This window comes from Streptococcus sp. HMSC076C09 (genome assembly GCF_001837905.1).
GTDB classification, from domain to species: domain Bacteria; phylum Bacillota; class Bacilli; order Lactobacillales; family Streptococcaceae; genus Streptococcus; species Streptococcus parasanguinis_I.
Genome location: NZ_KV834646.1, coordinates 113148 through 135331, shown reverse-complemented (window position 1 = coordinate 135331; position 22184 = coordinate 113148). Strand labels below are relative to the sequence as shown.

The 22184-nt window shown below is 42.3% G+C and carries 20 protein-coding genes; 5 read left to right on the top strand and 15 right to left on the bottom strand.

What is annotated here, in order from left to right; all coding sequences use genetic code 11:
• Positions 1-96 precede the first annotated feature (96 nt).
• The 3 genes from HMPREF2704_RS06275 to HMPREF2704_RS06265 all read right to left on the bottom strand — a co-directional run bounded on the left by HMPREF2704_RS06275 (position 97) and on the right by HMPREF2704_RS06265 (position 3051).
• Positions 97-378, bottom strand: coding sequence for a PspC domain-containing protein (locus HMPREF2704_RS06275; RefSeq protein WP_070466307.1), 282 nt, complete (start codon positions 376-378; stop codon positions 97-99).
• Between the two features lie 74 nt (positions 379-452).
• Positions 453-908: a SprT family protein gene (locus HMPREF2704_RS06270; RefSeq protein ID WP_070846010.1), complete on the bottom strand. Its 456-nt coding sequence runs from the start codon at positions 906-908 to the stop codon at positions 453-455.
• A complete protein-coding gene (locus HMPREF2704_RS06265) occupies positions 895-3051 on the bottom strand; it encodes a Tex family protein (protein ID WP_371106651.1) in 2157 nt (718 codons plus the stop codon). Before HMPREF2704_RS06265 ends, HMPREF2704_RS06270 begins: the two co-directional genes overlap by 14 nt.
• Before the next feature lie 147 nt (positions 3052-3198).
• On the opposite strand from HMPREF2704_RS06265, the gene HMPREF2704_RS11405 reads away from it, so the two are divergent.
• The 4 genes from HMPREF2704_RS11405 (at position 3199) to zwf (ending at position 6725) form a co-directional block, all read left to right on the top strand.
• Positions 3199-3348, top strand: a complete 150-nt coding sequence (locus HMPREF2704_RS11405; protein ID WP_173018898.1) for an SPJ_0845 family protein — start codon at positions 3199-3201, stop codon at positions 3346-3348.
• A complete protein-coding gene (locus HMPREF2704_RS06260) occupies positions 3348-4253 on the top strand; it encodes a permease (RefSeq protein WP_070846006.1) in 906 nt (301 codons plus the stop codon). The genes HMPREF2704_RS11405 and HMPREF2704_RS06260 overlap by 1 nt, the downstream gene beginning before the upstream one ends.
• Positions 4250-5065 (top strand): TIGR03943 family putative permease subunit, encoded by an 816-nt coding sequence (locus tag HMPREF2704_RS06255; protein ID WP_070466311.1) that lies wholly within the window; start codon positions 4250-4252, stop codon positions 5063-5065. The genes HMPREF2704_RS06260 and HMPREF2704_RS06255 overlap by 4 nt, the downstream gene beginning before the upstream one ends.
• Positions 5066-5258: 193 nt before the next feature.
• A complete protein-coding gene (gene zwf / locus HMPREF2704_RS06250; protein ID WP_070846004.1) occupies positions 5259-6725 on the top strand; it encodes a glucose-6-phosphate dehydrogenase in 1467 nt (488 codons plus the stop codon).
• Between the two features lie 89 nt (positions 6726-6814).
• Here the strand turns inward: zwf and ftsY are convergent, their stop codons facing one another.
• From ftsY to yycF, 12 genes are all read right to left on the bottom strand, one after another.
• Positions 6815-8392: a signal recognition particle-docking protein FtsY gene (gene ftsY / locus HMPREF2704_RS06245; RefSeq protein WP_070846002.1), complete on the bottom strand. Its 1578-nt coding sequence runs from the start codon at positions 8390-8392 to the stop codon at positions 6815-6817.
• The gene (locus tag HMPREF2704_RS06240) at positions 8393-9214 is read right to left on the bottom strand and encodes a Cof-type HAD-IIB family hydrolase (protein WP_070846000.1); all 822 of its coding nucleotides are present in this window, start codon (positions 9212-9214) and stop codon (positions 8393-8395) included.
• Positions 9211-10017: a Cof-type HAD-IIB family hydrolase gene (locus tag HMPREF2704_RS06235; RefSeq protein WP_070845998.1), complete on the bottom strand. Its 807-nt coding sequence runs from the start codon at positions 10015-10017 to the stop codon at positions 9211-9213. The genes HMPREF2704_RS06240 and HMPREF2704_RS06235 overlap by 4 nt, the downstream gene beginning before the upstream one ends.
• Positions 10007-13543, bottom strand: a complete 3537-nt coding sequence (smc, locus tag HMPREF2704_RS06230; protein ID WP_070845996.1) for a chromosome segregation protein SMC — start codon at positions 13541-13543, stop codon at positions 10007-10009. Before smc ends, HMPREF2704_RS06235 begins: the two co-directional genes overlap by 11 nt.
• Positions 13534-14235 carry a ribonuclease III gene (rnc, locus tag HMPREF2704_RS06225; protein WP_049475143.1) on the bottom strand — a complete coding sequence of 234 codons (702 nt, stop codon included), beginning with the start codon at positions 14233-14235 and terminating at the stop codon, positions 13534-13536. Before rnc ends, smc begins: the two co-directional genes overlap by 10 nt.
• A 99-nt stretch (positions 14236-14334) precedes the next feature.
• Positions 14335-14721, bottom strand: coding sequence for a YbaN family protein (locus tag HMPREF2704_RS06220; protein ID WP_049475142.1), 387 nt, complete (start codon positions 14719-14721; stop codon positions 14335-14337).
• Between the two features lie 74 nt (positions 14722-14795).
• Positions 14796-15335 carry a hypothetical protein gene (locus HMPREF2704_RS06215; RefSeq protein ID WP_049475141.1) on the bottom strand — a complete coding sequence of 180 codons (540 nt, stop codon included), beginning with the start codon at positions 15333-15335 and terminating at the stop codon, positions 14796-14798.
• Positions 15336-16385, bottom strand: a complete 1050-nt coding sequence (locus HMPREF2704_RS06210) for a hypothetical protein (protein WP_256318017.1) — start codon at positions 16383-16385, stop codon at positions 15336-15338. It lies immediately after the preceding gene.
• Between the two features lie 203 nt (positions 16386-16588).
• Positions 16589-17125, bottom strand: a complete 537-nt coding sequence (locus HMPREF2704_RS06205; RefSeq protein WP_049475140.1) for a hypothetical protein — start codon at positions 17123-17125, stop codon at positions 16589-16591.
• 132 nt (positions 17126-17257) lie between these two features.
• Positions 17258-18067 (bottom strand): MBL fold metallo-hydrolase, encoded by an 810-nt coding sequence (locus HMPREF2704_RS06200; protein WP_049475139.1) that lies wholly within the window; start codon positions 18065-18067, stop codon positions 17258-17260.
• 7 nt (positions 18068-18074) lie between these two features.
• Positions 18075-19427 carry a cell wall metabolism sensor histidine kinase VicK gene (gene vicK, locus HMPREF2704_RS06195; RefSeq protein WP_049475138.1) on the bottom strand — a complete coding sequence of 451 codons (1353 nt, stop codon included), beginning with the start codon at positions 19425-19427 and terminating at the stop codon, positions 18075-18077.
• A complete protein-coding gene (yycF, locus tag HMPREF2704_RS06190; protein WP_003008151.1) occupies positions 19420-20121 on the bottom strand; it encodes a response regulator YycF in 702 nt (233 codons plus the stop codon). The genes vicK and yycF overlap by 8 nt, the downstream gene beginning before the upstream one ends.
• An 884-nt stretch (positions 20122-21005) precedes the next feature.
• Between yycF and HMPREF2704_RS06185 the strand changes: the two genes are divergently transcribed.
• Positions 21006-22055, top strand: coding sequence for a DUF389 domain-containing protein (locus tag HMPREF2704_RS06185; protein ID WP_070845994.1), 1050 nt, complete (start codon positions 21006-21008; stop codon positions 22053-22055).
• Positions 22056-22184 lie beyond the last annotated feature (129 nt).

Below are 22184 nucleotides of genomic sequence, written 5' to 3'. Positions count from 1 at the left end.
AAAACGATTTAAAATGAAAAACTGTCCTATAAAACTGAAGAAGAGATATAGAATAAAAGCAAGGGAATAGAACTTCTGCTTCACTCAAATCTCCTTTTAGAAAAATGGACTATCATTCTGATCATGGATGGGTTCGGCCTCTTTTCTTCGACGAGGTCGAGGGCCATAGTCAAACATTTTCTGCTCCTCCTCGTCCTTATAAGGCAAGGTCGTATCTAACAGTAAATAGATAATCACACCGATAAAGGCATGAGAAACCGTAAAAAGAATAAACAAGAAGCGTAGGAGAGTTACACTCAGACCAAATTTATCAGCTAAGCCAGCTAGCACACCTGAAACCAGGCGATGTCGTTTTAATTTGTAAAATGATGATGTCATTTGATTTTCCTCTTTCTAGTTAGACCTATTTTAGCAGAGTCGAACTGGAAAGAGATCCGCCTAAAGACTGATTCTTACACTTGTCTCATTTCAAGAAATTGCAGGCGACTGCGACAGCGACCGCAGGCATATTTCTTCAGATCGATTTTTCGCTTTCGTCTATACTCTTGGCCACAATGGGGACATTGATAGAGATAGATCCGCTTGACTCGCCCAGTTCTATCTGGTAGAGGAGGTGTGAAACGAAGACCGTCCACTTGCTGGAGGAGTTGTTTAAAGTCTAGATCTTTGTGGCGATAGCCTTTACCTTGATCGTAAAGATGGTAATGGCAGAGCTCGTGGCGTACGATTTTGCGAAAGACCTCTACCCCGAAAACTTGGTATATTTTCGGATTGAAATCAAGGTGTCGATCCTTGGGAAAGAAACGACCTCCAGTGGTTTGAAGACGTGAATTCCACTCTGCTCGATGACGGAATTCTCTCCCAAAATCTTCTAGGGATACTTGGCGTACATACTCAGTCAGATTCATTCGGAGCTACCAAACTGAGATTGACTTTTTCGCGTTCCACATCAATCTTCTTCACCCAAACGGTTACCAAATCACCTACTGAGACGACCTGGCTTGGATGCTTAATAAACTGCTTACTCATATGGGAGATATGAATCAAGCCATCTTCGTGAATGCCAATATCGACAAAGGCTCCAAAGTCAACCACATTGCGCACAACCCCTTCTAATTTTTGGCCAATATGCAGGTCTTTAATATCCAAGACATCCTGACGGAGCACGGGTGCATCAAAGGAATCCCGCAAATCGCGACCTGGTTTTAGAAGATCCGCAATGATATCTTTCAGGGTTTCTGGTCCCAGATCCAGCTGAGTAGACATCTCCTTTATGTTCACAGCTTTTAATTTTTCCTTAGCTGATGCATCGAGGTCGGTAATTTCAAGAAGTTGAAAAAGTTTTTCAACTTCCTTGTAACTTTCAGGGTGAACGCCGGTATTATCCAAGATATTTTTACTTTCAGGAATGCGTAAGAATCCAGCCGCTTGCTCGAAAGCCTTGGCGCCGAGACGAGGGACTTTTTTAATCTGTGCTCGTGAAAGAATCATTCCTTCTTCTTCCCGGTATTTCACAATATTTTCAGAGATGGTTTTATTGAGTCCTGCTACATGGGCTAAGAGAGAGGGACTAGCCGTATTGATATTGACCCCAACTTGGTTGACGACAGTATCTACCACGAAATCCAAGCTTTCTGTCAGTTTTTTCTGATTGACATCGTGTTGGTATTGACCGACACCGATGGATTTGGCATCGATTTTCACCAATTCTGCTAGCGGATCTTGCAAGCGACGGGCAATGGAGATGGCCGAGCGTTTTTCAACGGTTAGCTCTGGGAACTCATGACGGGCCAACTCACTAGCTGAATAGACAGAGGCTCCGCTTTCATTGACAATAACATAGCGAACTCCTGGATGGTCATGAAGCACCTCTGCGACAAAGGCCTCACTTTCACGGCTGGCGGTTCCATTTCCAATCGCAATAATTTCTATTCCGAACTCTTTGATCAAGGAGGATAGATCCTTTTTAGCCTGCTCGATCTGAGCTGGTTTTGCAGGAGCAACTGGATAGATGACCTGGGTGGCAAGCATCTTTCCTGTCTCATCGACAACGGCTAGTTTAGCACCGGTCCGAAAGGCTGGGTCAAATCCAAGGACCACGCGCCCTTTTAATGGAGGAATGAGCAATAGATTCCGTAGATTCTCAGAGAACAATTGAATGGCTCCGTCTTCTGCCACCTCCGTCAACTCTGTCCGAATCCGACGTTCAATCGCAGGAACGATTTTTTTCTTAACCGCTTGTTGAATAACTTCATCGACATAGGCATTTTTAGTTTTAAAACGAGCCTCAAAAATACGAATGATCCGATCCAAATGGTGCTCGAATCCTACTTTAAGAACGCCCAATTTTTCCCCACGATTGAGAGCTAGAGTCCGGTAGCCTTGCATATTCTTAATCTTCTCAGAAAAATCATAGTAGATTTCAAATGTTCTCTTAGGATCTAAGCTTTCATCCTTCAAGGTTGACGTCATGAGGGAATGCCCATGAATTTCTTGATAAGTGAGGGCCCGTAATTGGGTATCCTCTGAAATAGCTTCTACCAGAATATCCACTGCACCAGCTAAAGCCGCTGTTTCAGTTGGGAAGGCCTCACAGGTAAATTTCTGAGCCTCTGCTTCCAAGTCTGGACTATTTTGCAAAATGAGGCGTGCCAAGGGGAAAAGTCCTGCTTCTCGGGCAATCGTCGCCTTGGTCCGCCGTTTTTCCTTATATGGGAGATAAAGCTCTTCGACATCCGCTAATTTTTCAGCAGCCTCAATAGCCTGCTTGAGCGCCTCTGTCAGTTTGCCTTGTTCCTCAATCTTAGCAAGGACAGTTTCCTTTCGTTCAGTCAGAGCCGTTAACGATTTGTCCCGGTCAATAATGGCCTTGATCGCTACTTCATCTAAATTTCCCGTCATATCTTTTCGATAGCGGGCAATGAAAGGAATAGTTGAGCCTTCTGCGGTCAGACTCAATACGGTATCGATTTGTTTTAAGCTAACACCCAATTTTTGGGCTATTTTTTCATATTTATCCATAGCCTCTATTATAGCATATTTTGCTGCCATCAAGGGTGAGAGCGCCTGTTCTGGTCTCTGTTTCAGGGATTTTTCAGAGAATAATTTTGACCCTATGGTTCTTTCCTTTTATGCTCCATTTCCCCCTTGCTCTTTCCTTTTTGTTATAATGAAAGAAAATAAAAAGGAGGCCCAACAATGGCTATTAAATTCTCAAAAACAGATGATCTTGATAAAATGTTTGAAAACTTTGCAAGTTTTCCAGATGTAGAAAAAACAGTCGAATTCCCCGAAGAAAAAAAGAAGGCAGAAACTGCTACCACTAAAGAAGCAAAGAAGGCTAAGTAATGACATTCTTTCAACACCTTCCCTCTAGCGTCTTGCAGGCTGGGGCTATTTTTCTCTCGATTATTATCGAGGCCCTACCGTTTGTCCTAATCGGAAGTATCATTTCAGGGATTATTGAGGTCTATATCACCCCCGAGAGGGTCTACCGCTTTCTTCCCAAGAATAAATTTGGGCGGATCTTCTTTGGGACCTTTATCGGCTTTATCTTTCCTTCCTGTGAATGTGGGATTGTTCCCATTATCAATCGCTTTCTAGAAAAGAAAGTTCCAAGTTATACTGCTGTTCCCTTTTTGGTGACAGCACCGGTCATCAATCCTATCGTTCTCTTTGCGACCTACTCAGCCTTTGGGAATTCTGTCAAGATGGCCCTCTACCGCGCCCTTGGTTCCTTATTGGTCGCAACGGTGCTAGGGATCTTTCTTGGTTTTATTCAGACAGATTCGATCCAAAAAGAACATCGTAAGGCTGTACATGAACATGATTTTAGGGACTTGAGCAAAGGTCAAAAGCTCTTCCAAGTCTTGGTACAAGCCATTGATGAATTCTTTGATACGGGACGTTACCTGGTATTTGGTTGCCTCTTTGCCAGCCTCGTCCAAGTCTATGTCCCAACACGGATCCTCACTTCGATCAGCGCGACACCAGTTATTGCTATTCTCCTTCTCATGCTCTTGTCCTTTCTCCTCTCACTTTGTAGCGAGGCGGACGCCTTTGTTGGATCCTCTCTTCTGACGAGTTTTGGAGTAGCGCCGGTTCTTGCCTTTTTGGTGATTGGGCCTATGCTTGATGTCAAAAATCTCCTCATGATGAAAAATTATCTCAAGACCCGTTTTATCTGGCAATTTATCGGAATTGTTAGTGGAGTTGTGCTCCTTTATGCTTGGTTTGTGGGGGTGGTGCTATGATTCGTTTCTTGATATTAGCTGGCTATTTTGAGCTCACCATGTACCTGCAATTATCTGGTAAGCTCAATCAATACATCAACTTACACTATTCTTACTTGGCTTATATTTCCATGTTCTTGTCCTTTGTTTTAGCTCTTGTGCAGCTGATCATCTGGGTCAAGCAGATGAAGATCCACAGTCATCTTTCTGGCTTCTGGGCAAAAGTGGCGAGTATTTTCTTGCTCTGTATTCCTTTGTTTGTCGGGCTATTTTTCCCTACAGTGACACTGGATTCCCAAACAGTTTCTGCCAAAGGCTACCACTTCCCGGTTGCGGCTGGATCTTCCAAGGAAATCCAGCAGGACGAAGGGACAACAACCCAGTATCTCAAACCAGATACTAGTAGCTATTTTACCAAGTCAGCCTATGAGTCAGAAATGAAGCAGGCGGCAAAGAAATATGTTGATAAAAAAGTGATCCAGGTGACCACTGAGAATTACATGGAAGTCATGGAAGTACTTTATGATTATCCTGACCAATTTGCAGGAAAGACGATCGAGCTGACCGGCTTTGTTTACAATGATCCCAATAACAAGGACAGCCAATTTATCTTTCGCTTTGGGATCATTCACTGTATCGCAGATTCCGGCGTCTACGGTCTCTTAACAACCGGTGCTCCCCAGCATTTCGAAAACAATACCTGGATCCATGCGAAAGGAACCTTGTCCATTGAATACCACAAGCAACTCAAGCAAAGCTTGCCTGTCCTCCACATTAGCGATTGCCAGACCATTACGAAACCGGCCAATCCATATGTCTACCGCGTATTCTGATGGAGCTTCCGTTGTAGATCCAAACATCTTATAACTGTTCAAGCTAGAATCCACATTGGTTCTAGCTTTTTCTATGCTTTCCTCTCAAATCCTCTAATCCAAGCGGAAAATATTCGGAACAACGATTCCATCAAAGAAATCTTGTAGATTTTATGGTAAAATATGGTTAATAAAATAGGAAATAGGTACTTAAATGTCTTCAAAAGTTATTGTAACCATTTTCGGGGCCAGTGGAGATTTAGCTAAGCGCAAACTCTATCCATCCCTTTTTAGACTCTATAAATCAGGAAATCTATCTGAACACTTTGCAGTTATCGGAACAGCCCGCAGACCATGGAGCAAGGAATACTTTGAATCAGTCGTGGTAGAATCCATCACAGATCTGGCCGATAGCCCTCAACAAGCTCAAGAATTCGCTAGCCATTTCTACTACCAAAGCCACGATGTCAATGATACCGAACATTACATCGCTCTGCGCGAATTACAAAACAGCTTGGATGAGAAATACCAAACGGAACACAACAAGGTCTTCTTCTTGTCCATGGCTCCTCAATTTTTTGGAACCATTGCCAAACACCTCAAATCAGAAGGCATTGTGGATGGGCAAGGCTTTGAGCGCTTGATCGTTGAAAAACCTTTCGGTACTGACCTAGAAACGGCTAGTCAGCTCAACAAGGAATTGGAAGAAACCTTTGATGAAGAACAAATCTTCCGGATCGACCATTACCTTGGAAAAGAAATGATCCAAAATATCTTTGCCATTCGTTTTGGAAATCTTATTTTTGATAATCTCTGGAACCGAAATTTTATTGACAATATCCAAATTACCTTTGCTGAACGCTTAGGAGTTGAAGAACGCGGTGGCTACTATGATCACTCGGGGGCCCTTCGTGATATGGTGCAAAACCATACCCTTCAGCTTTTGTCTTTGCTTGCCATGGATAAACCAGCTACCTTTACCAAGGATGCGATTCGGGCTGAAAAAGTAAAAGTATTTGAGCAATTGCACAATCCAACAGATGACGAATTGAAGAAATTCTTTATCCGTGGTCAATACCATTCAGGTACGATCGAAGGGAAAAAAGATATCTCTTATCGCAGTGAGCCCAATGTCGACCCTGAATCTACTACGGAGACCTATGCTTCTGGTACGTTCTTTGTTGATAGCGATCGCTTCCGCGGTGTGCCTTTCTTCTTCCGTACCGGAAAACGCTTGACGCAAAAAGGAACCATGGTCAATGTGGTCTTCAAGCAAACCGATTCCATCTTTGGACATAGCTTGCAACCAAATGTCTTGACCATTTATATCCAACCAAATGAAGGTTTCTCATTGAGTATCAACGGAAAAGAGGTCGGTGAAAAGTTCAGTATCGCACCGATTTCCTTTGACTACGAGACAGATGCGACCGCAACTGGAGCATCCCCAGAGCCGTATGAAAAATTAATTTTCGACGTGTTAAACAATGACTCAACCAATTACAGCCACTGGCACGAAGTCCGCGCTTCATGGCAATTGATTGACCGGATCGAAAAACTATGGGCTGAAAATGGAGCACCGCTCTATGAGTACAAGTCAGGATCCATGGGACCAACTGCATCCGATGATCTCCTTGCAGACTACGGAGCAGAGTGGGTTTGGAAACCTGAACCTAAGAATTAAAGTAAGCCACCTTCGGGTGGTTTTTTGATAGCGCAAGGAAACAAAAAAGACAAATTGTCCTTCCAACAATTTGTCTTTTTTATTCGACTTTAAATCAAGCCTTCCAAGAGACCTCTCATGAAGTTTTCTGAATGGAATGGTCCGATGTCATCGATCTTTTCTCCAAATCCAATCAACTTCACCGGGATGTCCAATTCTTCACGGATCGCAAGAACAACCCCACCTCGAGCCGTTCCATCAATCTTTGTTAATACAATCCCTGTCACAGGCGTAATTTTTGAAAACTCTTTGGCTTGCACCAAGGCATTTTGACCTGTCGAAGCATCGAGCGCAAGCAAGGTTTCGTGCGGAGCATCAGGTACCACCCGCTTGATAATCCGGCCGATTTTTTCAAGCTCCGCCATAAGGTTGTCCTTGTTTTGCAGACGACCAGCCGTATCAATCATCAGAACATCGATATTTTCAGCCATCGCGCGTTCCATTCCATCGAAGACAACACTAGCAGGATCTGATTTTTCAGGACCTGTTACAACTGGAACATCTACTCGGCGCCCCCATTCTGCCAGTTGAGCCACTGCTCCTGCACGGAAGGTATCTGCTGCAACCAACATGACTTTCTTGCCTTCTTGTTTGTATCGGTGGGCTAACTTCCCGATAGAGGTTGTTTTACCAACCCCATTGACCCCGACAAAGAGCATAACCGTGAGGCCATCTTGAAAACGAATGGCTTCATTAAATTGGCCATCCTTTTCATACAAGTCTACCAATTTTTCGATAATCACGCGCTTGAGAGCATCTGGTTTTTTGGCATTTTCCAAGCGTGCTTCATAGCGCAACTCTTCGGTTAAATTAGAGGCCACTTGAACCCCAACGTCACTCATGATCAAGAGTTCTTCCAATTCTTCAAAGAATTCTTCATCGACTGAACGGAAGTTTGCAAAGAAGGCATTGAGGCGTGCGCCAAATCCAGTCCGTGTCTTTTTCAAGCTACGATCATATTTTTCCTGGATGGTTTCTTGCTGAGGTGCGACCTCATCTTGAATTGGCCCCTCTGCCTCTTCAACAGTTCTTTCCTCCATAGCTGATGCAGCTTGTCCTTCAGGAAAGCTAGACTCGGCTTCCGCTACTTCTGAAGTTTCCTCTACTTCAGCGATCGCTTCTGATGCTTCCGGTTCTGGAATATTCTCTTCTGTCGTGCTCACTTCTACTGGCTCAGCGTCCGGTGATGGTGACTCTTCTTCCAGTTTTATAACATCAATCTCATCTGCTTCTTTAAGAGGCTCAGTTTCCGTTTCATCAGCTACAGGTGAAACTTCTTCAGAACTTGTTTCTGTTTGAGCGGATTCAAAGACAACCGGAGACTCCTCTCCTGCTGCTTGGTCTTCATGAGTCTCTGAAGTCACTATTTCTTCAACAAGAGGTTCCTCTGCCGGCTCTTCTTGAGCAACGGTTGAAATAGGTTGATGAGTGGCTGCAATTCGCGCTTTGAGCTCTTGGTAATAAGCCTCCATATCAGCGATTTTTTGCTCTTCCTTGTCATTTAAGGTAGCCGCCGGCTCCTCTTTGACAGTTTCTTCAACCTCAGTACTTTCCGTCACTTCTTCCGAAGACGGAAGCACTTTTTCAGTTTCTTCTTTTTTTCCAAATAAACGATCAAATAATCCCATTTATTCACTCTCCTTTAGCACATAATTTTCAATCGCCCATGCGACAGCATCTTGGTCATTGGTCACAGGGGCCACAAGCGCTGCAACTTCCTTCACTGCTGGAATCGCATTGCCCATGGCAACCCCTAGTCCAGCCCACTGGATCATAGACAGGTCATTGGCTTCATCTCCACAGGCCATGACTTGATCTGCCTTAAGGCCCAAAATAGCTGCCAGTGCCTCTAAACCTGTCGCCTTGTGAACATTTTTAGGGCACCATTCCAGCAACATTTCCCGAGATTTAAAAATTTCATAGTCTTGAAATAAGTCCGGCTTGATCTGCTTGATCGCTGCATCTAAAAAGTCTTGATCGACTGCTGTCACACACTTGTTGTAGGAAATCGTGGATGGCAGGTCTTTAAAATCAGTTTCAATAAAGTTCAGGTAGGGATTGTAAAGGGAATAGAGAGACTTTCGATCTGCATGAATCTCATAAACCGTTCCCTCACTGATAGCATCCAGCGGAAGGCCTAGACGGGCTGTTTCATCATGAATGGTTGCGACATCTTCTGGTGCCAAGACAACCTTTGAGAGAATCTCTCCATTATTTCGCTGCACTAAGCCACCATTGAAGGTAATCGTATACTCTTCTTTGAGGCTTTCTGTTCCCAATTCTTCCAAAAGAAAATCCATGGCTTTCAGGGGCCGACCAGTGGTTAGAACCACCTTGACACCTTGGGCCTGTGCAGCAGCGAGGGCTGCTCTATTGCGAGGGGAGATCTTTTTTTCTGAATTGAGAAGGGTCCCATCTAAATCCAGCGCAATCAAGGAAATCTGACTCATACAATTTCCTCCATGTAGCGTAGGACAGAACCAGTCGCATGGTGGCCGATGACTTTTTCAGCAATCGCTAAGATTTCAGGACGTGCATTTTCTGGCGCTACAGGATGACCCACGACTTGCATCATATGGAGGTCATTTAAGTTATCCCCGAAAGCCATCACCTGATCCATCGAGATCCCTAGTTTATCCGCTAAGGCGGTAATGGCCACTCCCTTATCGACATAATCGAGGACAATATCAATCGATTCAAAACCTGTCGTCATCGCTTTGACACCGGGGATGTTCTCAGTGACCCATTGCTCACCTTCAAGTACTAGAGCTGCATCAAAGTTGGTGGTCAATTTGAAGATTTCATCCTGAATATCTGCTAGGTTTTGCACTTTTTGAATGTTTTCATTGTAGTGCTGACTCAAGGCCAGATAGTCGGGATCTACTGTTTCTAATACATAGCTCCCTTTTTTCCCAGTCAAAAGCAGTTTATTCGGGTCTGCATAAGGAGAGGATTTCAAAACCTCAAAAACACCCAAATAAAAGTCTTTAGACATGGTCGCTTCGTAGAGATCTTCTCCATGAAATTCTACCACACTACCATTTTCAGCAATGAAAATCATCTGGTCCTCAAATCCTTTAAAGAGAGATTTGAGAGAAAGGAGGGCACGGCCACTTGCAGCAGCAAAATAGATGCCTTTTTCTTTGCAGCTTGCTAACACTTTGCGTAAAAGGTCTTGATCGTACTGATGTTGGTCATTTAAAAAGGTTCCATCCATGTCCGTAGCGATTAATTTGATATCATTATTCTTCATTTTCTAAGTCTTTCAATTTTACTGAGACGATTTTAGAAACCCCAGATTCCTGCATGGTCACTCCATAGATGGAATCTGCAGCTGACATGGTTCCCTTCCGGTGCGTCACGACAATAAATTGGCTTTCCTTATCAAAGCGGTTGAGGTAGTCTCCAAAACGCTTGACATTGGCCTCATCCAGGGCAGCCTCTACCTCATCCAGAATGACAAATGGAATGGTCTTGACACGAATGATCGAGAACAAGAGAGCCAAGGCTGACAAGGCTTTTTCTCCACCACTCATGAGGTTTAAGGATTGGATCTTTTTACCAGGTGGCTGCACAGAAATCTCAACCCCAGCTGTCAGAAGATCCTGCTCTGTCAGAATCAAATCAGCAGAACCCCCACCAAACATTTGACGGAAAGTGACTTTAAAGGATTCACGAATGGCTTCAAAGGTTGATTTAAAGCGTTCCTTGACTTCGTCATTCATGTCGTTGATGGTCGACAGAAGCATGTTTTTCGCAGCCAAGACATCCTCCCGCTGGCTAGAAAGGAAATCAAAGCGTCCCTTCACTTCATCGTATTGCTCAATCGCATCCACATTGACTGGACCAAGTGCCTTAATGTCTTTTTCGATGCTCTTGAGCTGGTCTTCAGCTGCCGCAAGATTTTCAACAGGTTTGGCCTGTTCTTTGGCTTGGTCAAAGCTTTGCATGAATTCATCGATAATTTGTGTTAAGAGCTTGTTCAAGTGGTCTGCATGCTTTTCACGTGTCGCTTCAGCCTTGGCTTGTTGACGAATCCACTCTTCGTTTTTCTTGCGCGCTTGTTCCATCTGTTCTGCCACATCTTCGGCCTGGCCTTCCAAATCATCCAGCTCAAAACGTTTCCGAATGACTCCTTGTTCCAAATCTGTCTTCTTGGCTTGCGCCTGTGCCAATTGATTGGCTAGCTGCTCCACATCCACTGTCTGAACTTGGGCATCGCCTTGTTCAATCAGTAATTGCAACTGATGCTCTTCTACTTCCAACTGAGAGATCGTTTCTTCCAAGCGACGAGCATCTGTTTGTTCGTAGCTTTGTTGGCTCTTATATTCCGTCTGTTGGAGTCGCAATTCTGCCAATTGCTCTTGCAGGTTTTGTACCTTTTGTTGCAGAACATCTTTGTCCGACTTCATGGTTTCAATGTCGCGGTTCAAGTTTTCTTTATGAAGCTCAATTTCTGCCAATTGCTCAGTAAGGGACTCCAGCTCTTCTTGGAGAGTTTGGGTCGCATCTGTTGCCAATTCTGACTTCAAAGCTTCCAAGAGTTCCTGAATTTCTTGCAGTTGTTCTTGGCTTTGTTGGTAAGCCAATTGGGCCCTCTGTTGCTCCAGGCGCGCTTGCTCACCTTGGCTTTGAATGGAAGCCAGGTATTCTTGCGCCTGCTTGAGCAGATTGTCCTTGGTCTCTACCTCCTGCTCAGCTTCTCTCAAACGAGCATCCAGAGCTTGCATTTCCTGTTTCAAACTATCTAATTCTGGTTTGACAAAGACCGTATTTTGGGAACGGTTGGCACCACCGGCATATGATCCTCCGGTCCGCAATTCAGTACCATCCAAGGTCACCATCCGAACTTGATAGTTGACTTTACGGGCCGCCTCACGCGCATGCTCCGTCGTATCAAAGATGGCCGTTACGCCAAGCAGGTTTTGGAAAATCTGTTCAAAACGATGCTCATAGGTCACTAAGTCACTCGCAATTCCTAAAAATCCTGCACTGGCTTGAATCAATTCCAGATTCCGAGGGGATAGTTGACGAGCTTTGATGGTCGTTAGTGGAAGGAAAGTTGCCCGTCCCAAGCGATTGCGTTTCAAGAAATCGATCGCTCGCGTTGCAGCCTTTTCATCCTCGACAATGATCTGTTGGCTGCTAGCTCCCAGAGCAATTTCAAGCGCTGTCTGGTAGTCTTTTGAGAAGCTCAAATTCTCACTAACAGCCCCACAGATGCCTCCTAGACGTTCTGCTTCTTGTAAGACGCTCTTGACGCCTGCATAGAAGTTACTATGGTTCTTCTGAATGGCTTCCAAGCTATTGATCCGCGCCCGTTTGTTTTTGCTCTCATCCATCAAGTCAAACATGGCAGCTTGAGCCTCTTGGTAGGCAGCTTTGGCCTGCTCCACTTTTACCAATTGCTCTTGATATTCTACTAGTAAACCTTTGACCGTCGCTTGTGCCTGATCCAATTCTTCCAATTGTCGGACTTCTTTTTCCTTGGCAGTTTCAAAGTTTGTTTGTGCCTTGGTCAAATCCTCTTGACGATGGCTAGATTCTTGCAGGAGTGCTTGGATCCGACTCTCAATGGCTGTTCGCTCATTCGATTTTTCAGCCTCCATCTGCAAAAGCGCGACATACTGCTCTCGTAGATGCTCAATGACTTGTTCCGGATCTTCTTCGTAGTTGGCTAATTCTTTTTCCAACTCTTCTTGTTGCTGACGGTTCTCTGTCAGTCTTTGTTGAAGCACAGCTAGCGTCTCTTGTTTTTGAGCCAGCTCATTTTTCGCTTCTTCCAGACGGGCCAAAATAGCATCCAGACGCTCAAGATTTTCCCTACGACTATGGGCTGCTTGACTCGATTGCAACTTAGCTACTTCGATTTGCTTTTCCAAATCACTGATCAAACGAGTGACCTCAAGTAAGCTGGCCTGGTCCTCAGCTAAACTCTCATCCAACTGATGGCGGGCTTTCTTGATACGTACATTATCTTCTTCTAAGACCTGACGACGTTGGTAATAAGAAGCCAACTGTTCTTGAATGGCCTTTTCTTCTTGATCAGCCTTTTCATAAAGGTCCTTTGTCAAATCGACTTGAGCAACTAAAACATCCAGCAAGAGAACCTGCCGTTCTTGGTCTAATTCCAAGAAACGGCGAGCGACAGTCGCTTGCTTTTCAAGAGGTTGGATTTGTCCTTCTAATTCATAGAGGATATCCTCCAGACGGTCCAAATTCTCCTGGGTTTGGTTGAGTTTGGTCTCGGTTTCCTTACGCCGCGTCTTAAATTTCAAGACACCAGCAGCTTCTTCAAAGATAGCCCGGCGTTCTTCCGGTTTGGAGTTGAAGATCTCCTCTACCCGTCCTTGGGAGATAATAGAGAAGGAATCACGTCCCAATCCCGTATCCATGAACAGATCATGCACATCTCTGAGACGTACTTTCTTGCCGTCGATCTTGTACTCGCTGTCTCCTGAACGATAAATATGCCGTTCGACACGAATTTCTTTCCCTGCCTGTTGGATAAAACCATCTTGGTTATCTAAGACAACTGTGACACAGGCATAATTCAGCGGTTTTCGCGATTCTGTCCCTGCAAAAATGACATCGGGCATCTTGCCCCCACGTAAACTCTTGACACTAGATTCCCCCAGGGCCCAGCGCAAGCTCTCCGTGATATTTGATTTTCCAGATCCATTAGGCCCTACAACGGCAGTGACCCCTTTGTCAAATACGACTTTTGTCTTATCCGCAAAGGATTTAAAGCCTTGGATTTCAATCTCTTTTAGATACATGGCCCATCATTCCTCGTTTCAACTGCATTGCGGGCTGCTTCCTGCTCCGCTAACTTCTTGGAACGACCATGACCATGTCCCATCGTTTGACCGTTCACGAATACTTCTACTTCAAACTCTTTCGCATGAGCTGGACCGGACTCGCTAACCACTTGGTATTGGATCTCCACATCTCCGTGAACCTGTAACAGTTCTTGCAGGCGGGTCTTGTAGTCAATGACTTGAGAAAATTGACCCGTTTCAACCTTTGGAATCATGACCTGGTAGATGAAGCGTTTGACTGCTTCCACTCCTTGATCCAGTAAAAGAGCACCTAAAAAAGCTTCAAATAAATCGCCAAGAATCGTATCGCGGTCCCGACCACCAGATTTTTCTTCGCCCTTGCCCAGTTTGATGAAATGGTCAAAGTGGCAATCTCGAGAAAAACCAGCCAGACTTTCTTCACGGACAATCATAGAACGGAATTTGGACAAATCTCCCTCCGGTCTGTTTGGGTGTTCCTTATACAAATATTCGGAAATAACTAATTGAAGAACAGCGTCTCCTAAAAATTCCAAACGTTCGTTATGTGAAATTTTTAAGAGGCGGTGCTCATTGGCATAAGAGGTGTGCGTAAAAGCTGTATCTAATAAACTGCTATCTGAAAAAACGATCTGAAACCGTTCCGATAACAGGGCTTGTAATTTCTCCATGGGAAGCCTACTTTCTAATAAATTCATACTCTTAAGTATACCAAAAAAGAAGCACGAACGCACTTCTTTTCCTAGTTCTAGGGCCTGAATTCTCCAATTTTAATCAGGATCTTCTTCTGTTTGATTTTCGGACTTATTGGGAATCACTTTTAAGAGATAATAGGTGATAAAAATCGTCAAAGCACCTAAAGCAAGCTTCACCCAAATAATCGGAGCCAGATAGATCGAAATCCCCATCAGAATGTAGATCTGAAGAAGGATCCATTTCTTCCGTTCTTTGGCAATCGATTTGGTCTCTCGGTAATCCGCTACATAGGTTTGATAAAGCTTGGTTTGGTAGAGCCACTTTTCAAAGCGTTTGGAACTTTTAGCAAAGCAGGCCATAGACAGCAGTAAAAATGGGGTCGTCGGTAAAATCGGTAAAGGAATCCCAATAATTCCTAATCCCAAAGACACAAAACCAATCGTAAGATAAACAAGGCGCATTTACTTCTCCTTTGTATGATTTTTTTGTTAAAAGCCATTTCATAGTTGACTTACTAACTTTTACTAATCCTTTCTCAATTTTTAGAAAAAGCTACTAACACAACAGCATAGACTAGAAGGAGCAAGATCCCATAAAGGATTCCAGCCCATTTATAATAGCGATTCACACCGCAATAACGCTCCACGTAAGCTCTACTTGGTTTTTCAGGATCATACCAAACCGTCATCGAAGAACATAGTGGAAATTGGGTCTGAAGAGCTGTATTAAAAGAAACAAATGAATTTCGATAAAAGGTAATCGAATTGGCTAGCATCTCTTCTCTTGTGTGAAAGTAGGATGCCTGTTTAGGTCCCCATGGGGTTGAAACCGTCCTAATGAAGAAATAACGAAAGGATTTTTTATAAGCAACGCCATTTACCTTGTATTCCACAATCGGAGGATTTCCCCCTCTAAAGCGATTATAGCCCACAATAGTTCCTTTGATGGATGATGTAGCAAGCCGAACCATCTTTTTATCACGGAAATAAAGATAAAAATAAGTACCACTCAAAAAAACTAAGGCTAAAAAGATAACTAGAGTTGAGAGCCAAAACAGTAGCATTTTAGTTGACATTTATTTCTCCCCCAAATTTGATTGGTAGTACTCTAAAAACTCTTCTTCACTTTGAAAGATATGTTCTTTTCCATCTTTCGAACTAGTTGAAGGAATAGTTAGGTTCTTAAAGATATTGGTATCTTTGGGAACAACCAATTTCAAAAAAGAGATTTTAAAACGAACGTCTTCTTTTCCAAGGAAATACAATTCAGATAGCGAATCTTTACTCAATATATCATATACTTTTGGATACTTGCTTGCTAAAGAATCTGTTTGAACTTTTTTAGTAAACCAAAACGCTGACCATACAAAATTAAAATGTTGGTTTGAAAGTCTGTCATATTTATTGAGTAAATCCTCAAGACCTTCTTTATTTTGCCATGCTTTTTGATTTACATCATAAAAGTCCTTACCTGTTTTTCCAGATGATGTTTTAGAAATAATTTTCCCCGTTTCTATATCTATGATACCAATAAAAGTTTTTGAGTTTGATTTACTATTCACTGCCATCTTTATAGGCAAATAAGTTTTTCCTTCTTCAGATTGTAACAATTTTGGGGAATCCGCAACATTAATTGGAACATAATTTTTATTATATTCCCTCACCATCTTAAACACATCATAAGTTTTTTGTTTAATCGTATTGTCTTTTGTATCGTAAACATCTAATAACCAGTATTCTCCTTTTTCAGGGATATTACTCTTTAAATAAGGAACTTTATCCTTTTCACTTAACCAGTACTTATATGCTGCCGACTTCAATTTGTAACTCTGCCGAATAATAAAACGTTCACCATGCATCTCAACTCTATTATTTCTGATGTCAATACGAGGATCATATTTCTTAGCCTCTTTCGCTTCCTTTAATTCAGCTTCGTTATCCCAGCTAATTGCTACCGCTTTATGATTAGCAATAAATTCATAATCAATAATTTTTGCTCTCGGGCTCCACATGACAAACTGAGTCAGTTTATGCTTACGATAAGCGCTATATGCAAGAACACCTCCTGTGATAGCAATTACAAGAAATAAAACTTGGACTAATTTGGATCTCATCAACTTTTTCATTTCTATTTTTCCTTTCTAGTGATTGAATAATATCTAACTACCATTCCGATTGGTTCCATACTATTCTTTACATGTCAATTAATCAAAGGATTTTATAAATCATTGACCACCCAAAATTTCTTGACCCATATTATCTACCATTAAATCACTTAGCAAAGATGCAATGTTTTCAGTCTATTGCAGTATTACATATTTTGATGGAATTATTGTCCGGATGATCCCGTTTGACGCTTCAATAGTTTAAGAATCTTTCTGGTCTTAATTTCCCGATGAAAATGCATCACACAAGCAAAAGCAAGAAGGTAGATCATCAGACACAAAAAATCAGTTTCTCTGATAAAAGTAACCAAGAAAAAAATCCCTAAAAAAACAAAAAGAATCTTCATAATAAAAATTGCAAGCACCTTTGCTCTAAGTGTTTTGCGCTCTTTTTCCTTCAAAATAACTGTTTTCCAACCAGTTCTCAGATCTTTTTTTCTCGCCTTCGCTATCATCAACATTCCGAAAACTATCAGAGTTCCAATCATTGCGATACCGAAATTGATCGTATACGGTAATCCCCCAAAGGCTGAATTTAAGACACTTGCAATTCCTTTTAAAAGAAAGACTGCAAGTGGAGCAGCAACCATTATCCAATTGGAAGTATTTTTTTGATCATTATATTGAAATACTTCGTTTTCTTCATCAAAATAAATCCATTTCGAATCCAAATAACCGATATATGTTTTCACAATTAACATTTCTCCATTAATTTATTCTTGAGATAAAGTACTCCTATCATACACGAATTTTGGCTAAAGAGCAAATTCATTACTAGATATAGATTTCCTCAAATAGACATATAAAAAACCACCCGCAGGTGGTTTTCTATCTTATATCTTCGTCAATGGAGTTGCAGTGTCTGGTGATGTATCCAGCACCTCAAAATCATGACCGACAGCTAGATCTGCTCGAGCCAGTTGGTTCTCCATGGTCATATGGGCCAATTCTTTGATATTGTTCTCTTTTGACAAATGCCCCAGATAAATCTTCTTGGTGCGATTTCCCAAGGTCCGGATCATGGCATCTGCACCATCTTCATTAGAAAGGTGGCCCAGATCAGATAAGATCCGTTGCTTCAAACGCCAAGCATACGAACCTGCTCGAAGAATTTCTACATCATGGTTGGACTCAATTAGATAGCCATCCGCATCCGCGACGATTCCTGCTAAGCGATCGCTCACATAGCCCGTATCCGTCAGCATGACAAAGCTCTTCCCATCCTTCATCAAGCGATAAAATTGAGGGGCTGCAGCATCGTGACTAACGCCAAAGCTCTCAATATCAATATCTCCGAAAGTCTTGGTCTTGCCCATTTCAAAGATATGCTTTTGAGCATCATCGACCTTTCCTAGATACTTGGTGCCTTCCATAGCCTTCCAAGTGGCTTCATTAGCATATAGATCCATCCCATATTTCCGCGCTAAAACACCCACACCATGAATATGGTCTGAGTGTTCGTGCGTAATCAGAATGGCATCTAAATCTTCTGGTTTGCGATCAATTTCAGCCAATAGTCCTGTAATCTTTTTCCCTGATAGACCTGCATCAATGAGCAGTTTTTTCTTTGGTGTCTCAAGGTAGAAAGAATTTCCACTAGAACCTGAAGCTAAAATACTGTACTTAAATCCCTCTTCTGTCATTGACTCCTTATTCTTCCTCTTCTGTATCCCAGTCGTCTTTAATCGCATCTTTGTCGTACGGCAAGACAATGGTAAAGGTAGATCCCTTACCATATTCACTCTTGGCCCAAATAAAGCCTTTGTGCTGCTTAATGATCTCCTTAGCAATGGCTAAGCCCAGACCAGTCCCACCTTGGGCCCGGCTACGCGCCTTATCCACTCGGTAAAAGCGATCAAAAATGCGTGGCAAGTCTTTCTTGGGAATTCCCAAGCCCTCATCTGAGATAGAGATAATCAACTGGGCATCTGTTGTTTTCATCCCTACCTTGATTTTCCCACCATCGGGTGAGTATTTGATGGCATTGTTCAAGATATTGTCGATTACCTGGGTCATTTTATCCGTATCAATTTCAACCCAAATCGGGGTGATTGGATATTCACGGATCAGTTCATACTTCTTGGTATCTTCTTGCGATTGACTCTTGATCTTATCAAACCGGTTTAAAATAAAGGTAATAAAGGCCGTAAAGTTGGTCAACTCGATGTCCAACTGACTAGTTTCATTATCGATTCGTGACAAGCTCAAAAGATCTGTGACCATACGCATCATGCGGTTGGTTTCATTCAGTGAAACCTTGACAAAATCTGGTGCCACTGGCTCTGACAAAGCGCCATCATCTAGAGCTTCCAGATAGGATTTCACACTGGTCAAAGGTGTTCGCAGTTCATGACTCACATTGGAGACAAAGAGGCGACGTTCCCGTTCTTCCTTGTCCTGCTCTGTCGTATCGTGCAAGACAGCTACCAGACCAGAGATAAAACCTGATTCGCGACGAATCAAGGCAAAGCGCACACGAAGGCTTAAGTACTCCCCATTTTCATCCTGGGAATCGATGGTTAACTCTGGTACTTCAGTAATCAAGCTTCGCAGATCATAGTCGTCTCCAAGCGAAAGCAAATCTAAAATACTGGTATTGAGAACCTCGTCCGGATTGACATTCAATTGCTTGGCTGCCATTTCATTGACCATGATGATCTGACCCCGTCTGTTGGTCGCAAGCACTCCATCTGTCATATAGGCTAGAATACTAGTCAGCCGCTTGGTTTCCTGCTCTAGGTTTTCATGCGTCAGACGAATGACCTCAGATAGATCATTGATACTGTTGGTCATATCGGTCAGCTCTGGGCTTCCTTGCATGTCGACCACTTCAGAGTAATCCCCAGCAATCAGATCTTTAATTTTGGCGTTTAGTTGTCGGAGCTTGATATTGTCCCTACGGTTTTCTAGGAGAAGCAAGGCTACCACAATGATAAACCCAACCGTAATCAGAACAAAGACAAAGTTCGACGACATGACAAATTGTTTTAGTTGATCAATCATTGTTTCTCATATAATATCCGACACCACGGCGGGTCAAGATATATTCTGGACGTCCCGGTGTGTCCTCGATTTTTTCACGCAACCGACGAACCGTCACGTCTACTGTCCGAACATCACCAAAGTAATCATAGCCCCACACCGTCTCAAGAAGGTGCTCACGAGTCATCACTTGACCGACATGGGTCGCAAGGTGATAGAGCAATTCAAATTCGCGATGGGTCAAGTCCAATTCTTTGTTGCCTTTTTGAACCAAGAAGGCATCTGGAAGAATGTGAAGATCACCAATGACAATTTCCGTATCGGCCTCATTTTCAAGCTGAGGATCAGCCGCAAACTCAGAACGACGCAACAAGGCTTTCACACGCGCTTGCAATTCCCGATTCGAGAAGGGTTTGGTTACATAGTCATCCGCCCCGATTTCAAGCCCGATGACCTTATCAAATTCCGTATCCTTAGCAGATAGGACAATGATCGGCACATTGCTAGTCTTACGAATCGTCCGCGCTACTTCCAAGCCATCAATCTCTGGCAACATCAAATCTAGAATAATAATATCCGGATTTTCAGCCGCAAAGACCTCTAAAGCTTCCCGACCATCAAAGGCTGTTAAGACTTCATAACCCTCTTTTGCCATGTTAAATTTTATAATATCTGAAATTGGTTTTTCATCATCAACTACTAATATTTTTTTCATCTTACATACCTGTTTCTAATGCTTCTTTTCCTAATCAATCTCTATCTTCTTATTATATCAAACTTATGAAGAAATGTGGAGCCTCAATTGCTGGACTTTCCAATAAGAAAGGGTAAAAAAGGCCGAGAAGTTAAAATCTCAGTCTCAGAAAAAACGAATGATAGGTAAAAGATAAAATCACTTGAGTGATTCTAAAAAAAGTTAATTTCCTACTTGCTAGAATGAATGAATCATTTATTAAAAACTTTCCGTCGTGAGAAAAATGAGAGTGGGACAGAAATCATAGCCTCTTAATTTTCTTTGGATTGTCGAGCAAGACGCAGTGGTTGAGTGGGCTCTACTACGCTGATTTCATCAGCTTTTACAGCCCTACTCAACTGTGCGGAGGTGGGACGACGAAATCGAATTCTAACGAATTACCGATTTCTGTCCCACTCTCACTCGGGAGTTTTGGAACTTCATAGAAGTTCGCTGACGTTCTTACTCACCTAAGGAAGGTTTTTTAGATTGTTTTATCCTCAATCTTTTTATTTTTTCATTATTTCTCAACACGTGATTTGTTGGCGACATCAGCTAGGATTTCTGCTACAAACTCATCATGTTTAAACATTAAAACGGTATCTACTTTCAGAGGAGATACCGATCTTTCTTCTTTGAATAAGGAATCTAAAATTTCTTCCTTTCTCTATCTTTTAAATTAATTGATTTCTTCAGAGAAAGACTGTAAATTTTTTGATATAATATCAAGGATGGATTGATAGATATTTAAAAGATAATGTTCAAAAGAATTACAAATGAAAATTAAGAATATGTCAAATTGGACATACGTCTCTCTACCATCATCCATGCAGAAACAAGATTATATGAAATAAAAGGAGTAACCAATGTCCGGAAACTATTCAACACGTGAATTCCGCGAGAAACTATATGATGACCTTCATGTTCGATTAAGAGATACAGTGATTTTGATGTGTTCGATTTTTATTGCCTCTATAGGTCTAAATATGAATTCAACAGCTGTCATTATTGGAGCCATGCTGATTTCCCCTCTTATGACACCGATTATTGGACTGGGGTTTGGTTTAGCTATTTTTGATACGCGTTTAATCAAGCAATCTCTAGGGGTTTTATTTACTCAAGTATTGGTCAGTTTGCTTGTCTCGACTCTATATTTCTGGATTTCTCCCTTATCTTATGCAAGTAGCGAATTGATTGCACGAACCTCTCCAACCATTTGGGATGTTCTCATTGCTATTGCGGGTGGGATAGCAGGTGTCATTGGTTCAAGAAAAAAAGAAGCAAACAATATCGTGCCAGGAGTAGCCATTGCAACAGCTCTGATGCCACCTATCTGCACTGCAGGCTATGGTTTAACTAATGGAAATGTACGATTTTTATTTGGGGCTCTCTATCTTTTCTTGATCAACTGTGTCTTTATCATGCTAATCAATATTGTTGGAACAAGAATTATGATGAGAAAATCTCCTTTAAGTTCATTTAAAGAGCTAAACATTAAAATGAGAATTGGGCTGATATCCTTGATTGTATTATTGGTTCTTCCAGCCAGCTATTCAGCAGTCACTCTGACGATGGATCAAGCACGAAAAGAAGGGATTAAACAGTTTGTAGGCAAAGAGTTCTCTAATCATACGATCATTAATCAAGTCTACAAGTCAAGTAGCAATGAATTGGTCTTGACAGTTGTTGGAGATCCGATTTCAGAAGAAGAATTAGAAACCATTCGCCAAAAACAAGACTCTTACGGTATTCAATCTGTTCAATTGAAAGTCAATCAAGTCCATAATTCGACAAAATTAGATAGTGAGACGACCAAGGAATTTTACGAAAACATTGACAAGTATATCGATCAAAAACTCTCTGAAAAAGATTCACAAAACGATCTCGTAAAAGAAAATGAAGCAGACAAGGATTGAGGATAGTCAACTTATCTAACTCATGGAAGCAAATCTTGGGAGGATATCCTATATCCAAAAGTTCATGGATAGAAAGGATTGTTGATGGGGATACTATTTGTAGTGGTTTGACCGATCACTACTAGCTCA